Annotated in this window: 13 protein-coding genes; 7 read left to right on the top strand and 6 right to left on the bottom strand. The window is 67.7% G+C overall.

Features of this window, described 5'->3' with window-relative positions:
- Positions 1–160 precede the first annotated feature (160 nt).
- Positions 161–1,693: a M81 family metallopeptidase gene (locus KTR66_RS23015; protein WP_213616892.1), complete on the bottom strand. Its 1,533-nt coding sequence runs from the start codon at positions 1,691–1,693 to the stop codon at positions 161–163.
- A gap of 50 nt (positions 1,694–1,743) precedes the next feature.
- Here KTR66_RS23015 and argE point away from each other — a divergent pair, with 50 nt between their 5' ends.
- Together argE and KTR66_RS23005 are read left to right on the top strand one after the other, a co-directional pair.
- A complete protein-coding gene (gene argE, locus KTR66_RS23010) occupies positions 1,744–2,907 on the top strand; it encodes an acetylornithine deacetylase (protein WP_213616890.1) in 1,164 nt (387 codons plus the stop codon).
- Complete coding sequence (locus KTR66_RS23005; protein WP_249732377.1) at positions 2,904–3,866, top strand: succinylglutamate desuccinylase/aspartoacylase family protein; 963 nt, start codon at positions 2,904–2,906, stop codon at positions 3,864–3,866. Before argE ends, KTR66_RS23005 begins: the two co-directional genes overlap by 4 nt.
- A gap of 15 nt (positions 3,867–3,881) precedes the next feature.
- Here the strand turns inward: KTR66_RS23005 and KTR66_RS23000 are convergent, their stop codons facing one another.
- Genes KTR66_RS23000 through KTR66_RS22985 form a run of 4 tightly spaced genes read right to left on the bottom strand, consistent with a single transcriptional unit; the run spans position 3,882 to position 7,831 of the window.
- Positions 3,882–4,667, bottom strand: a complete 786-nt coding sequence (locus KTR66_RS23000) for a molybdopterin-binding protein (RefSeq protein WP_213616888.1) — start codon at positions 4,665–4,667, stop codon at positions 3,882–3,884.
- A 16-nt stretch (positions 4,668–4,683) separates the two neighbouring features.
- Positions 4,684–5,628 carry an 8-oxo-dGTP diphosphatase MutT gene (mutT, locus tag KTR66_RS22995; protein ID WP_249732376.1) on the bottom strand — a complete coding sequence of 315 codons (945 nt, stop codon included), beginning with the start codon at positions 5,626–5,628 and terminating at the stop codon, positions 4,684–4,686.
- Complete coding sequence (argJ, locus tag KTR66_RS22990; protein WP_213616884.1) at positions 5,609–6,838, bottom strand: bifunctional glutamate N-acetyltransferase/amino-acid acetyltransferase ArgJ; 1,230 nt, start codon at positions 6,836–6,838, stop codon at positions 5,609–5,611. The genes mutT and argJ overlap by 20 nt, the downstream gene beginning before the upstream one ends.
- A 3-nt stretch (positions 6,839–6,841) precedes the next feature.
- The gene (locus tag KTR66_RS22985; RefSeq protein ID WP_213616882.1) at positions 6,842–7,831 is read right to left on the bottom strand and encodes a peptidylprolyl isomerase; all 990 of its coding nucleotides are present in this window, start codon (positions 7,829–7,831) and stop codon (positions 6,842–6,844) included.
- A 176-nt stretch (positions 7,832–8,007) separates the two neighbouring features.
- Between KTR66_RS22985 and secA the strand changes: the two genes are divergently transcribed.
- Both secA and KTR66_RS22975 read left to right on the top strand, forming a co-directional pair.
- On the top strand, positions 8,008–10,740 hold the full coding sequence (gene secA, locus KTR66_RS22980) for a preprotein translocase subunit SecA (protein ID WP_213616880.1): 2,733 nt from the start codon (positions 8,008–8,010) through the stop codon (positions 10,738–10,740).
- Positions 10,741–10,828: 88 nt separating this feature from the next.
- Complete coding sequence (locus KTR66_RS22975) at positions 10,829–11,749, top strand: hypothetical protein (RefSeq protein ID WP_213616878.1); 921 nt, start codon at positions 10,829–10,831, stop codon at positions 11,747–11,749.
- Positions 11,750–11,885: 136 nt separating this feature from the next.
- Here KTR66_RS22975 and KTR66_RS22970 read toward each other — a convergent pair whose 3' ends face one another.
- Positions 11,886–12,425, bottom strand: a complete 540-nt coding sequence (locus KTR66_RS22970; protein ID WP_213616876.1) for a hypothetical protein — start codon at positions 12,423–12,425, stop codon at positions 11,886–11,888.
- A gap of 102 nt (positions 12,426–12,527) precedes the next feature.
- Here KTR66_RS22970 and ispH point away from each other — a divergent pair, with 102 nt between their 5' ends.
- Genes ispH through rnhA form a run of 3 tightly spaced genes read left to right on the top strand, consistent with a single transcriptional unit; the run spans position 12,528 to position 14,910 of the window.
- The gene (ispH, locus tag KTR66_RS22965; protein WP_213616874.1) at positions 12,528–13,481 is read left to right on the top strand and encodes a 4-hydroxy-3-methylbut-2-enyl diphosphate reductase; all 954 of its coding nucleotides are present in this window, start codon (positions 12,528–12,530) and stop codon (positions 13,479–13,481) included.
- 3 nt (positions 13,482–13,484) lie between these two features.
- Positions 13,485–14,462, top strand: a complete 978-nt coding sequence (locus KTR66_RS22960) for a homoserine kinase (RefSeq protein ID WP_213616872.1) — start codon at positions 13,485–13,487, stop codon at positions 14,460–14,462.
- Positions 14,455–14,910, top strand: a complete 456-nt coding sequence (gene rnhA / locus KTR66_RS22955; RefSeq protein WP_371819197.1) for a ribonuclease HI — start codon at positions 14,455–14,457, stop codon at positions 14,908–14,910. Before KTR66_RS22960 ends, rnhA begins: the two co-directional genes overlap by 8 nt.
- The last annotated feature ends 18 nt before the right edge of the window (positions 14,911–14,928 follow it).

The following is a 14,928-nucleotide window of genomic DNA, read 5'->3' as shown; positions in this document are numbered from 1 at the left end:
CTCTCGACGATGGTCCAGCACTGATAACGCCTTCCAGGGCATCGCCTCTCTCCCGAGAAACCACGCCCAAAAGCGTCAACCATCTCTCCGAACATCCGTCAGGGATGTGTCCGGTCTGAACAGGGCCTCTCGGCCCCAGCCGCCGGAGGCCTGTTTTTCTTCAGTTCCAGCCCGGGTCGTTCCACACCGCTTCCGGGTCCAGCGGCCAAGTCGGCCGCGGCAGGCGCTTCCAGTTGAAGTTGCTCAGCACCGGGCTGGTCAGGCCCGCGCTGTCCACCTCATGGATGCGCTCGTCGGGGAAGAACTCGTCGAAGCCCGCGCGGAAATGGCCGCGGCTCTTCACCACCACCACGCGCGCGGCGGCGATGTCGATGCCGTGCATCTCCAGCGTGCGCGGCTCATGGCATTGCCGGCGCAGGCTGATGACGACGATTTTCATGCCGGAATCATCCAGCTCCAGCAGCGCGGTGGGGCCAAGCTGGAAGGTCCGGCCCTTCATCGTGCCGCGTCGCCCCACGCCCTCGCCATCCGTCAGCTTCAGGATGCGCGCGCCGGATTCGAAGCGCTTCGAGAACTCGGATTCCACGCGGTTGAAGACGGCGTGGAAATGCGCGCCCTCGCCCAGCGCATGCGCCTCGGCGGCCAGCGCCGGGTCCACGAAGAGACCGAGCACCACGCCGGGCACGCGCGCCTCATGCAGCGCGCGGAGCGTATAGCTGGTGCTGCCGCGCCCGCCGCCGCCGGGATTGTCGCCCGCATCGGAATAGATCACCGGCTCCACCTCGCCACGCCCGGCCTTCAGCGCCAATTCGGTGGCTTCAGGAATGGAGAGCAGCCGCCGCGTGTGGCGCGCACGCTCCGCCCAGCCGCGGCGGGCGAGCTGCGCGCAGGCGCGCTTCGCGGCACCCATGTCCGCGTTGCGCGCGGTGACGGTGACGGTGATGCCGCATTTGGGCAGGTCGCTGAAGGTGAAGCCGCCGGTCACGCTGGCATTCAGGATGGCGGGGTCGCTCGCCATGATCGCCTCGGCATCGCGCACCAGGTCGGCATAGGGGCCTTCGGCCGTCAGCAGCGTGACGGAAGGCGGCGTCAGCGGCAGGCGGAGGAAGGCGCGGGCGGTCTTCTGGCCGGCCAGCAATTCGCGCATCGCATCGGCGGCCTCGGCCGCGCGCGCCGCCATGTCCACATGCGGGTTGGTGCGATAGGCGATGAAGCAATCCAGCTGCTCGATCATCCGCTCGCTGACATTGCAATGCAGGTCATGCGTCACCACGATGGGCACGCGCGGCCCGACCAGGCGGCGGATCATCGCCAGCAGCGTGCCGTCACTGTCCTCATCGCCCGTCGCGCTGCTCGCGCCATGGCTCGCGACATAGACGCCATCCACCGGCAGAGCGGCGGCCAGGCCGCGCTGCATCTCGTCCAGGAAGTCCAGGAAGACGGATTGCTCGATCGGTCCGCCCGGGGGCGCGGCCGCCATCAGGATAGGGCAGGGCGTCCATGGCCCGGTCGCATCCATGCGGGCATAGAAGCCCGGGATCTCGGCCGGCAAAGGCGGGTTGGGGGCACGGGCGAGGCGGGTGATCTCCTCCCCCCGGGCCAGGCATTGGCGCTCGAAATCCACGCGCAAGGTGGGGGGCGCGAAGGCATTGGCCTCCAGATGGAGACCCAGGATGGCGATGCGTAGCGACATGACAGGACCCCCCGATGGACGCAGGCCGCCGAGTGGATAAGCTGCGGCGCATGTCGTCAATCGCCCGAATCCAGGACCTGCTGGCGAAGCTCGTGGCCTTCGACACGACAAGCGCGCGCAGCAATCTCCCGCTGATCGAGTTCGTGCGGGCGGAACTGGCGACGCATGGCGTCGAATCGGCCGTGATGGTCGAGGACGGCAAGGCGAACCTGCACGCGATCATCGGGCCGCATGTGGCGGGCGGCATCGCGCTCTCCGCCCATGTGGATTGCGTGCCGGTGGAGGGCCAGGCCTGGAAGGCCGATCCCTTCACGCTGCGGGCCGAGGGCGAGAAGCTCATCGGCCGCGGCAGCACGGACATGAAGGGCTTCGTCGCCTGCATCCTGGCCATGCTGCCGGAGATGGTGGCCGCCCCCCTCGACCGCCCCTTCCACATCTGCCTCACCCATGACGAGGAGACGAGCTTCCGGGGCGCCGCGCGCCTCATGCCCGTTCTGGGTCGCGATGCGCCGCCGCCCGCCGTCTGCGTGGTGGGCGAACCGACGAACATGGCGCCCGTCATTGCGCACAAGGGCTATGCGAGCTGGGACGTGGTCTTCACCGGCCTCTCCGGCCATTCGTCGCGCGCGCATGAGACGGTGAACGCCCTGATGGCGGCCGCCGAGGCCATCGCCTGGCTGAAGGCGGAGGCGCGGAAATTCGCGCGCGAGGGACGCCGCGTGGAGGGGTTCGAGCCGCCCTGGACCACCCTCCATGCCGGCACCTTCCACAGTGGCACGGTGCTGAACATCGTGCCCGACCGCGCGGAATTCACCTTCGAGATCCGCAGCGTGCCCGGCGATTCCGCGCCTGAGATCCTGAGCCGCTTCGTGGCCCATGTGGAGAGCGCGATCCTGCCCGAGATGCGCGCCGTCTATCCCGGCGCAGCGATGGAACTGCGCGTGCGCGCCAATGCCCCGCCGCTCGGCCTGCCGGAGAATGACCCGCTGGTGCTGCTGGCGCAGCGCGCCTCGGGCAGCAACCGCGCCGGCTTCGTCAGCTACGGGACCGAGGCCGGCTACTACCAGGAGGCCGGCATCCCCGCGATCGTCTGCGGGCCGGGCGACATCGCCCAGGCGCACCAGCCGGAGGAATTCATCACCACCACTCAACTGCTGGCCTGCTGCGACTTCCTGGGCCGCCTGATCGAGCGGCAATCGAGGCGCGCCGCATGAGAATGAAGTGGCCGCCTGCCCTGGCGGAACTGCTGGAAGCGCCCCGCGCGACCGCCCGCCTCCAGCCACCCGATATCGCCCGCTGGCGCGCCGGCAACAGCCTGCCTGGTGTCTGGACCTTCGACAGCGGCATGGCGGGTGCCCATTGCTGCATCGTGGCGCTCACCCATGGCAATGAATTCGCCGGGGCCATCCTGCTCGACCGCCTGCTGCGCGAGGGGCTGCGGCCGCTGCGCGGGCGCCTCACGCTCATCTTCGCCAATCTCGATGCCTTCTCCCGCTTCGAGCCGGAGGACCCGACCGCCTCGCGCTTCCTGGAGGAGGATCTGAATCGCCTCTGGGACATGGCGACGCTGGAGGGCCCGCGCCGCTCAGCCGAGCTGCGCCGCGCCCGCGCGCTGCGCCCGGTGCTGGACAGCGCCGATGTCATCCTCGATCTGCATTCGATGCTCTGGCCGTCGGACCCGCTCTTCCTGGTGGGCGGGCCGCAGGATTCCGTGCGGCTCGCGATGGAGCTGGCCGAGCCCGCGCTGGTGGTGGCGGATCACGGCCACCAGACCGGGCGGCGGCTGATCGACTACGGCCTCTTCGCCGTCCCCGGCAGCGGGCGACGCTCCGTGCTGCTCGAGGCCGGCTGGCATTGGGAGGCGGAGACGGTGCAGCGCATGGAGGCCGCGACGCGGCGCCTGCTGGCCCTGCTCGGCCTGGTGCCTGGCCCGGTGCCTGCGCTGCCACGCCCGCGCCTCGCGCTGGTGACGGAGACCATCGCGGCGGAGACGGCGGATTTCACCTTCACCCAGCCCTGGCGCGGCGGCACGGTGGTGCCCCGCCGCGGCACGATCATCGCGCAGGATGGCGAGCGCGCGATCCGCACGCCGCATGATGACTGCATGCTGGTGATGCCGAGCCTGATCACCTCGCCCGGCCATACCGCGGTGCGGCTGGCGCGGATCGAGTAGCGACCGCGCTCTGGTTCAGGCCGGCTCGCCCTGGATGGGCGTGGCGCCCATCGCCGTCAGCATTGCCGTAATCTCGGCCGTCGCCTGCTCCACCTCGGCCAGCGAGACGCCCTTCGAGACCAGTGCCACGCCGCCACCCGGGAAGCCCGTGCTGCCCGGCATCGGGCGGTAGAAGGGGTAGCTGCCGATGTCGAGGTCGGGGTGGCGCTTCTGGATCGCCTCCAGCGCCTCGGCGATATTGCCCTCGAAGACGCCCAGCGCATGCACGGCGCGCTGCACCACCGGCACGCCGCCGGTCAGCGAAGGGGCCAGCGCCTCGAACATGGATTGCATGATGCGCGGCACGCCCGCCATCACATGCACATTGCCCATGGTGAAGCCGGGTGCGGAGGTCATGGCGCAACGGATCGGCGTCGCACCCAGCGGCAGGGTCGCCATGCGCAGACGCGCCGCGTTCATCTCCACCGGCGGGTCGCGGCGGGCGTAATCCTCGGCCATCAGCGCGCGCGTCTCCTCATGCACCACCCAGGGCACGCCGAAGGCCTTGGCCACGCATTCGCTGGTGATGTCGTCATGCGTCGGCCCGATGCCGCCCGTGGTGAAGACGTGGTCGTGCTTCGCCCGCACCTCGTTCACGGTGGCGATGATCGTCTCCGGCACGTCGGGGATGACGCGCACCTCGCGCAGCGGGATGCCGAGTTCGCCCAGACGTGTCGCGAGGAATTGCAGGTTCGCGTCGCGCGTGCGGCCCGAGAGCACCTCGTTGCCGATGATCAGCAGGCAGGCGATGGGATTGGCCATCAGGGCACCTCGTCCGTCAGAGGAAATCGCGCAGCAGCGCCACCAGCGGCACGTCCGCCGGCGGCATCGGGTAGTCGCGCAGCTTGTCGGGCCGCACCCAGGCGAGGTTCTGCCCCTCGCGCGCCACCGCCCGCCCCTGCCATTTGCGGCAGATGTAGAGCGGCATGAGCAGGTGGAAATTCGCGTAGGAATGGCTCGCGAAGAAGAGCGGCGAGAGGCAGGCCTCCTGCGTCTCGATCCCGAGTTCCTCGCGCAGCTCGCGGATCAGGGCGGCCTCGGGCGTCTCGCCCTCATCCAGCTTGCCGCCGGGGAATTCCCAAAGGCCCGCCATGGATTTCCCCTCCGGCCGCTGCGCCAGCAGGATGCGCCCCTCGCTGTCCAAGAGCGCGCAGGCGACGACGAGCAGGATGGGCTTGGGCGGCGGTGCGGGCGCGCGGGCGCGGCGGAACAGAACCACCGGCATGGCGCGGTTGCGCGAGAGGAAGGGCTGCATGCCCGTGCCCTCCTGCACGAAGCCCAGATGCTTCAGCACGGCCTGCGAGGCGAGGTTGTCGCTGAGCGCGCTGGCTTCCACCTCGGCGATGCCCAGATGCTGCTCGGCCCAGGCCAGCAGCCCCTGCCCCGCCTCGCGCGCCAGGCCGCGCCCCCAGAATTTCCGCCCGATCCAGTAGCCCAGCTCCGGCAGCGCGCCGCGCTTGAGCGTGAGGCCGATGCAGCCCACCAGCGCGCCATCCTGCGTGATGGCCAGGTGATAGGCATCCCCGGAATCGATCTGCTCCCCCGCCGAGGCGATCCATTCGCGCGCCAGCTCCTCCCGGTAGGGGAAGGGCACGCGGGCGAGGTTCCCGGCGACGGAATAGTCATTCACCAGCCGGGTGACGGCGGGCGCATCCGCCGGCACCAGGCGGCGCAGCACGAGCCGCGCCGTGGCGATGGGAAGCTCAGCTTCGGTAGCTGCCATTGATATCGATGTATCCATGCGTGAGATCGCAGGTCCAGACGCGCGCCTTGCCGCGCCCGAGGCCGAGATCCACGGTGATCTGCACGTCCCGGCCCTTCATATGGGCCACCACCGGCGCCTCGTCATAATCCGGGATCACGCCGCCCTCGCGCGCCATCCAGACGCCGCCCACGGCGATGGAGAGCTTGTCGCGATCCGCGGGCTCGCCCGCCTTGCCGACCGCCATGACGATGCGGCCCCAATTCGCGTCCTCGCCCGCCACCGCGGTCTTCACCAGCGGCGAATTGGCGATGGCCATGGCGACGCGATGCGCCGACTTCGCGGAGACCGCGCCGGTCACGTCGATCGTGATGAGCTTCTGCGCGCCCTCGCCGTCCCGCGCCACCATGAGGGCCAGGTCATGCAGAACCTCCTCCAGGGCGCGGGCGAAATCCTTGAGCATCGCGCCGCCTTCCGCCGGCACGCGCGGATGCTTCGCCTGGCCGGTGGCAAACAGCAGCACCGTGTCGGAGGTGCTGGTGTCGCTATCCACCGTCACGCAGTTGAAGGTCTTCGCATTGCCCTTGGAGAGCAGCTTCTGCAGCGCCTCGGCCGGGATCTTCGCATCGGTGGCGATGAAGGAGAGCATGGTCGCCATGTCGGGCGCGATCATGCCGCTGCCCTTGGCGATGCCGCAGATCGTCACCGTCGCGTCGCCGATCTTCGCCGTGCGGGTGGCACCCTTGGGGAAGGTGTCGGTCGTCATGATGGCGCGGGCGGCCCCCTGCCAGGAATCGGCGGTGAGCTTCGCCACGGCGCCGGGCAGGGCGGCCAGCAGCACGTCGGTCGGCAGGCGCTCGCCGATGACGCCGGTGGAGGCGATGAAGACCTCGCGCGGCTTGCAGCCGATCAGCGCGGCGGCTTCCTTCGCCGTGCGCTCGCAGGTCTCGCGGCCAGCCTTGCCGGTGAAGACGTTGCTGTTGCCGGCATTGACCACCAAGGCGCGCGCCTTGCCGCCCTTCAGCGCGGCGCGGCACCAGTCCACCGGGGCGCCGGGGCATTTGTTCATGGTGAAGACGCCCGCCACCGTGGTGCCCGGGGCGAAGCGGAAGACCGTCATGTCCTCGCGCGACTTGTAGCGGATGCCGGCGGCGATGCTGGCGCATTCGGCGCCGGCGATGGCCGGCATCTCCGGCAGGGGCAAGGCGAGGGGCGAAACAGGGCCCGTCATGACTTATCTCCGTTGACCAGGGGGCGAAGCAGGGGCGGGGGCGGCGGGCCGGGCGGGGGCCGGCGGCTCGGCCTGGATGGCGGGGGCGGGCGGGGCCGGCGGCTCCACGCGCTCGATGCGGGTGGCGGCGCGGATGCGCTGCACGGCGGCCAGCACCTCCTCCTCGATCAGCGCCTGACGCAGCGTGTCGCGGCTGTCCTCGAAGCTCGGGCCGGCGGAGGTCCGGCGCTCCTCCACCTTGATCACGTGCCAGCCGAACTGGGTGCGGACCGGCGCGGGGCTGACCTGGCCGGGCTGCAGCGCGAAGGCGGCGGCGGCGAATTCGGGCACCATGTCCCCCTGGCGGAAGAAGCCGAGATCCCCGCCGTTGCGCGCCGCGGGGTCGGTCGAGCGGCGGCGTGCCACTTCCTCGAAATTCGCGCCGCGCTGGATTTCCTGCAGGATGGCGCGGGCATCGGCCTCGTTCGCCACCAGGATGTGACGGGCGCGGACCTCCTGCTCGGCCGAGCGGTTGGCGGCGTCGCGCTCGTAGCGGGCGCGCAGCAGGTCATCGGTCACGCGGGGCAGGACCTCGCGGCGGAGCAGGGCGTCGCGCAGCTCATTCTCCTCGGCGAGGCGGACGCGGCGACGGATCTCGGGGTCCTGGTCCAGGTTGGCGGCGCGGGCGGCGGCGACCATGGCGCGGTCGGTGATGGCGCGGTCCAGCAGCTGCTCGAAGACCTGGGGGGGCAGCATGCTGCGCAGCAGGGCGGGCGGGACGTTGCGCAGCTCGGCCGGCATCGCCTCGGCGGCGGTCGCGATCACCTCATCCAGCCGGATGTCCTGGCCGTTCACGCGGGCGAGGACGGGGTTGCTGTCCTCGGCCCCAGGGGCGGCCCCAGGGGCCGAGGCGGGGCCAGGGGCGGCGGCAGGCGGGGTCGCGGGCGCCGGCGCCTGGGCCAGGGCGGGGCCGGCAGCCAGGATCAGGGCGAGGGGAAGGGAAAAGCGGGACATTGGCGGGAATCCATCACGATCCGGGCGACAATGGCCGATGCCCGCCCCCCTCACAACCCGGGCGCCCCCACCGGCTTGACGCGGTGGCACGTTGACCCGGGGGCAGGGGGACCTTACCTGTCACAGGCCCAAAGCCGCCCCTTCCGACGGCGGCGCCCGGAGAGAATCCACAGCTCATGTTCGCTCGTCTTGCCCGTGCCATTTTCGGTTCCGCGAATGATCGTTCGCTGAAGCGTTTCCAGGCGCGCCTCCCCGCGATCGCGGCCTTCGAGGCGCCGCTTGCCGCGCTGTCGGACGAGGCGCTGCGCGGCAAGACCGCCGAGTTCCGCGAGAGGCTCGCCCAGGGCGCCGAGCTGGATGACCTGCTGGAGGAGGCCTTCGCCGTGGTGCGCGAGGCCGCGAAGCGCGTCATCGGCCTGCGTCATTTCGATGTGCAGATGATCGGCGGCATGGTCCTGCATGACGGCAAGATCGCCGAGATGAAGACCGGCGAGGGCAAGACCCTCGTCGCCACCCTGCCCTGCTACCTGAACGCGCTGCCGGGCAAGGGCGTGCATGTCGTCACCGTGAATGACTACCTGGCCAAGCGCGACAGCGAATGGATGGGCCAGGTCTATGGTTTCCTCGGGCTGACCACGGGCGTCATCGTCCAGGGGTTGAGCGACGACGAGCGCCGCGCGGCCTACGCCTGCGACATCACCTACGGCACCAACAACGAATACGGCTTCGACTATCTGCGCGACAACATGAAGTACCGCCTGGAGGAGATGGTCCAGCGCCCCTTCCAGTATGCGATCGTGGACGAGGTGGACAGCATCCTGGTGGATGAGGCGCGCACGCCGCTCATCATCTCCGGCCCCACGGACGATACCTCCGACCTCTATCGCCGCGTGGACGCGGTGATGGCCGAGTTCGTGAAGGACGAGGAGCGCTACGAGAAGGACGAGAAGCAGCGCACCGTCGCCATGACCGAGAAGGGCGGCGAGGACATCGAGGCGATGCTGCTGGCGGCCGGCGTGCTGACCGAGGGCAACCTCTATGACAGCCACAACGTCTCGGTCGTGCATCACGTCAACCAGTCGCTGCGTGCGCATGTGCTGTTCAAGCGCGATGTGGAATACGTGGTGCGCAACGACAAGATCGTGATCATCGACGAGTTCACCGGCCGCATGATGGAAGGCCGCCGCTACAGCGACGGCCTGCACCAGGCGCTGGAGGCGAAGGAGGACGTGACCGTCCAGCCGGAGAACCAGACGCTCGCCAGCATCACCTTCCAGAACTACTTCCGGCTCTATCCCAAGCTCTCGGGCATGACCGGCACGGCGGCGACCGAGGCCGATGAATTCGCCGAGATCTACAAGCTCGACGTCGTCGAGATCCCGACCAACGTGCCCGTGGCGCGCAAGGATGAGGATGACGAGGTCTATCGCACGGCGATGGAGAAATACCAGGCCGTCATCAAGCTGATCGGCGAGTGCCGCGCGCGCAACCAGCCCTGCCTCGTCGGCACCACCAGCATCGAGAAGAGCGAGTTAATTTCAACTTTGCTCAAGCAGGCCGGCATCCCGCACAACGTCCTGAACGCGCGCTACCACGAGCAGGAGGCCGGCATCGTCGCCCAGGCCGGCCGCCCGGGTGCGGTCACCATCGCCACCAACATGGCCGGGCGCGGCACCGACATCAAACTCGGCGGCAATGCCGACATGCTGGCCAAGGCCGATGTGCCGGAGGGGCATGGGCCGGAATACGAGGCCGCCTATGCGCGCCATGTGGCCGAGGTCGCGGCCGCGCAGCCCATCGTGAAGGCGGCGGGTGGCCTCTTCGTCATCGGCACCGAGCGGCATGAGAGCCGCCGTATCGACAACCAGCTGCGCGGCCGCTCCGGCCGCCAGGGCGACCCGGGGGCGAGCCGCTTCTTCCTCTCGCTGGAAGACGACCTGATGCGCATCTTCGGCAGCGACCGCATGGGCGGGATGCTGACGAAGCTCGGCCTCAAGGAAGGCGAGGCCATCATCCACCCCTGGATCAACAAGGCGCTGGAGAAGGCGCAGAAGAAGGTCGAGGCGCGGAACTTCGACACGCGCAAGAACCTGCTGAAATACGACGACGTGATGAACGACCAGCGGCGCGAGGTCTATGCCCAGCGCCGCGCCTACATGGACGCGACCGACCTCAGCGAGACCATCGCCGAGATGCGCCACGAGACGATCGGCGCCATGGTGGACCGCGCCATCCCCGAGAATGCCTATCCCGAGCAATGGGACCTGGAGGGGCTCGAGAAGCGCGTGCGCGACGTGCTGGGCCTCGACCTGCCCATCGCCGCCTATGCCAAGGAAGAGGGCATCGACGAGGTCCAGGTGCGCGAGCGTATCGAGGCCGCGGCCGACCAGGTGGCCGCCGCCAAGGCCGCGAATCTCGGGCCGGACTTCATGCGCATGGTCGAGAAGTCGCTGCTGCTGCAGCTCTTCGACCAGGTGTGGAAGGAGCACCTGCTCAGCCTGGACCATCTGCGCCAGGGCATCGGCTTGCGCGCCTATGGCCAGCGTGATCCGCTGAACGAGTACAAGCGCGAGGCCTTCGCGCTGTTCAACAACATGCTGGAAGACCTGCGCGAGCGCGTGACCTCCCTGCTGCTGCGCCTGGAACTCACGGCGGATGCGCCGATCCCCGAGCCGCAGCCGATCCGCGTGACCGACATGCGCCACGCGGCGCCGGATGCCGAGCCTTATGAAATGGCGCCCATGCCACCCGCGCCGGACTACGGCGCGGCTGCGGTGGCCCGGCAGGAGACGCGCGTGATCTCCGAGGTGGACCCGAACGATCCCTCCACCTGGGACAAGACGCCGCGCAACGCGCCCTGCCCCTGTGGCTCGGGGAAGAAGTACAAGCACTGCCACGGAAAGACTTAGATGGCTTACTACCGTCTTTTTTATGTTTACAATGTGGACGTAGATATTCAGGTTATCAGGAGGATATCTGACACGACGAGCCCATCCTGTGCTTGAGAAGATTGGACACGTTAAAAATCCACTGACTGTTATTGCCATGTTCGCTGGCCTAGCGGAGGTCAGCGGCGCGATCGTACTACCCTTTCTCAGCAACGAGACGCAGAGAATATTTGTTTGGTTCTTGATGCTTTTTCCATGTCTTCTTGTAGGACTATTTTTTCTGATGCTGTTTACAAAGCATCATGCATTGTATGCTCCCTCTGATTTCAGGGATGACAAGTTTTTTGCTGATCTTTTCAACCGCGCCCCCGCCAGTGATCGCTTTCAAAAAATTGGAGACGAGGCCGCAGCGCAGGCGGCGGCGGAAGCAGCGGCAACCACAGAAATGGCGGAGGGCAGCTTAAATGAACGCCCTAACGTGCGCGAGCAATCTTCGGATCAAAGCGGCGAAAGTATTTCGGAAGGTGAAAATTCTCGCACACAAGGCGGCGAAACAAATAATGAACCGCCCGCATTTGACGCAGCAAAAGATCTTGCGCTGCGGGACCTCACAGCAAGATCCTTTCTTTCTGAAGAGCTCGTATTAACAAAACTGTCTAAAGATCTTAACATTAAATTCGAACGAGACATAAATCTGCGCGGAGCCACACGAACGCAATTCGATGCGCTATCTATATCAGGTGAGAAAGTAATAATTGTGGAAGTTAAATATAGCCGGAAGGGCTTACTTCCTCTCGATGGCTTGATAAGGACATTCAATAATGTTCTTAAGGTCTACAGCAACCTACCAGACAACACCCGCAGAAGTTTCCAATTCCACCTGGCCATCACAGTTGAGAATTACAATGAGACAATAGTGAGAAAATTGAAGGAAAAAATCCTGAATATCAAACGCGGATACCCGTATACAACAATAATTCATATATTTACATATGATGAGCTAGAGCGGGATGCGGCCTTAAAAACATAGTCACCATCCAATCTCGGCACAACATTTCAGTAAATGCGGGAAATTGGCTTGTTTTTCATAATGTAGGGCAGCTTACAGGATTACGCCACCTGTTTTAGCATTCTAGCCCAGCAGGCCGGTAGACTGCCCAGCCCGGTCAGCGCGGCCCGCGCCGGCGGTTCATCGCCACCTCACTCTCGCTCAGCTGGAAACCGACGAGGATGCGATAATCCTGAACCCGGCGGCCCTGACCGACCGGGAAGGCGATGTCGACCGCCTGGGAGGTGACGTTGGCGCGCGTCGTGTTCACAGCGAACTGGCCGTTCATGATGAAGCTCTGCCGGTTCAGCACCTCGTTGGTGCGCGCGTCGAGCAGGGCGATGAACCAGGGCAGCTGGAAGGCGCGGCTGGGGGCCGCCGGCCCGCGTTCCACCTGGAAGCGGACGGAGATGCTCGAATCCAGCGTCTGGTCGCGCCGGCCGCGGCGGCAGCTGCCCTCGATCCCGGTGACACGCGCATCCAGAACCATCGTGGAATGATCCGGTGGCGCGTCAGGCACATAGCGCGTGAGGTCTGCCACATCGGCCGGGAGAGTCAGGCTGGGACAGGGAACCAGCAGGTCATCCAGGCGCGGCCCGCCGCATCCCGCCACCGTCAGCCCGGCCGCCACCATCACACCCAGACCCAGACGCGTCATCCCTCGCCCCCGCTCACCGTCCAACATGGCGCTCCGTCTGGCACCGATCCGCGCAAAGCGATAGTGTGGAGGCTTCGCAACCCGCCCCCGGAACCCCATCGCATGGCCGCCAAGCCCTCGCTTCATGTCATCCTTGCCGGACCGCGTGGATTTTGCGCCGGGGTGGACCGGGCGATCAAGATCGTCGAGGAGGCGCTGAAGCGGCACGGCGCGCCGGTCTATGTCCGGCATGAGATCGTCCATAACCGCTTCGTGGTCGAGGCGCTGGAGCGCCAGGGCGCCGTCTTCGTCGAGGAGCTGGACGAGATCCCGGATGATGGCCAGCCCGTGGTCTTCTCCGCCCATGGCGTGCCGAAATCCATCCCGGCCGAGGCGCAGCGCCGGCAGATGTTCTTCCTGGACGCCACCTGCCCGCTGGTCAGCAAGGTCCACCGCGAGGCGGAGCACCATTTCTCCCGCCAGCGGCACATCTTCCTGATCGGCCATGCGGGCCACCCGGAGGTGATCGGCACCATGGGCCAGCTGCCCGAGGGCGCCGTGACGCTGGTGGAGGACGAGGCGCAGGCGATGCGCGTGACGCCGCCCCCGGGGGCCTCGCTCGCCTTCATCACGCAGACCACGCTCTCGGTGGATGACACGGCCGGCATCGTCCGCGCGCTGCAGTCGCGCTTCCCGGACATCGCGGCGCCGGCGAAGGAGGACATCTGCTACGCCACCACCAACCGCCAGGCGGCCGTGAAGGAGATCGCGCCGCAGGTGGACATGATGATCGTGGTGGGCGCGCCCAATTCCTCCAACTCCGTGCGCCTCGTGGAAGTCGCGGGCCGGGCCGGCTGCGGCAAGGCCGTGATGGTGCAGCGCGGGCGGGAGCTGGATCTCGCCGCCGTCGAGGGTGTGTCCCGCATCGGCATCACGGCCGGCGCCAGCGCGCCGGAGGTGCTGGTGGAGGAGGTGATCGAGCGCCTGCGCGAGGGCTATGACCTCACCATCCAGGAGATCGTGGTGGCGGAGGAGAAGATCACCTTCAAGCTGCCGGCGGCGCTGGCCACGGCCTGATTTGTGGCGGTCTATACGGAAGTTTCCGACGAGGCGCTGCGCGCCTTCCTCGCGGAATACGAGATCGGCGAATTGCTGGCGTTTCGCGGCATCGCCGAGGGCGTGGAGAATTCCAACTACGCGCTGAAGACGAGCGCGGGCGACTATGTGCTGACGCTCTATGAGAAGCGCGTGGACCCGCGCGAATTGCCCTGGTTCCTGGGCCTGATGCGGCATCTCGTGGCGCATGGCCTCTCCGCGCCGGAGCCGGTGGCGGGGCGGGATGGGCAGGCGCTGCGGGAACTCGCGGGCCGGCCGGCGGCCATCTGCACCTTCCTGCCCGGCGTCTGGCCCCGCCGCATCCGGCCCGAGCATTGCGGGCCGCTGGGTACGGCGCTGGCCGGGCTGCATCGGGCCGGCGCGGGCTTCACGGATGTGCGCCCCAATGGCCTCGGCCCCGCCGCCTGGGCGCCGCTGCTGGACCGCTGCCGCGCGGATGGCGAGGGCGTGCAGGCCGGGCTGATCGCGGAGCTGGATGCGGCGCTCGCCGGCATCCTCGCCGCCTGGCCCACGCCGGGCAGCCTGCCGGTGGGGCAGATCCATGCCGACCTCTTCCCCGACAATGTCTTCTTCCTGGAAGAGGGCGGCACGCCGCGCGTCTCCGGGCTGATCGACTTCTACTTCGCCTGCACCGACCTCTACGCCTATGACGTGGCGGTGTGTCTCAACGCCTGGTGCTTCGAGGCGGATCGCAGCTTCAACGTGACCAAGGCGCGCGCCATCCTGCGCGCCTACCAGGCGGTGCGGCCGCTGAGCGCGGCGGAACTGGCGGCGCTGCCCGTGCTGTGCCGGGGTGCCGCGATCCGCTTCCTGCTGACGCGCCTCTTCGACTGGGTGAACACGCCGCCGGGTGCGATGGTCACGCGCAAGGACCCGCTGGAATACCTGCACAAGCTGCGCTTCTTCGGCCATGCGAGCGGACCGGAGGCACTTGGTGTCTGAGGCGGTGCGCAAGGTCGAGATCTGGACGGATGGCGGCTGCAAACCCAATCCGGGCCCCGGCGGCTGGGCCGCCATCCTGCGCTTCGGCGAGGCGACGAAGGAACTGACCGGCGCCGAGCGCGAGACCACCAACAACCGCATGGAACTCACCGCCGCCTGCGCCGCGCTGGAGGCGCTGACGCGCCCCTGCCAGGTGATGCTGCACACCGACAGCGAATATGTCCGCAACGGCATGGAGCGTTGGATCAAGGGCTGGGTGCGCAACAACTGGCGCAACGCGGCGCGCGATCCGGTGAAGAATTACGACCTCTGGCAGCGACTTCTGGCGGCCGCGAAGCCGCATCAGGTCGAATGGATCTGGGTGCGCGGCCATGCGGGCAATCCCATGAATGAGCGCGCCGATGAATTGGCGACCTTGGCGCGTGAGGGGCTGGGCGGGGGCGCCTAGATCGGCCCAAACTGCGCC

The organism is Roseococcus sp. SDR, assembly GCF_019083995.1.
Classification (GTDB): Bacteria; Pseudomonadota; Alphaproteobacteria; order Acetobacterales; family Acetobacteraceae; genus Roseococcus.
The sequence above is the reverse complement of the archived record's forward strand: the minus strand, read 5'-3'. Positions and strand labels throughout refer to the sequence as shown.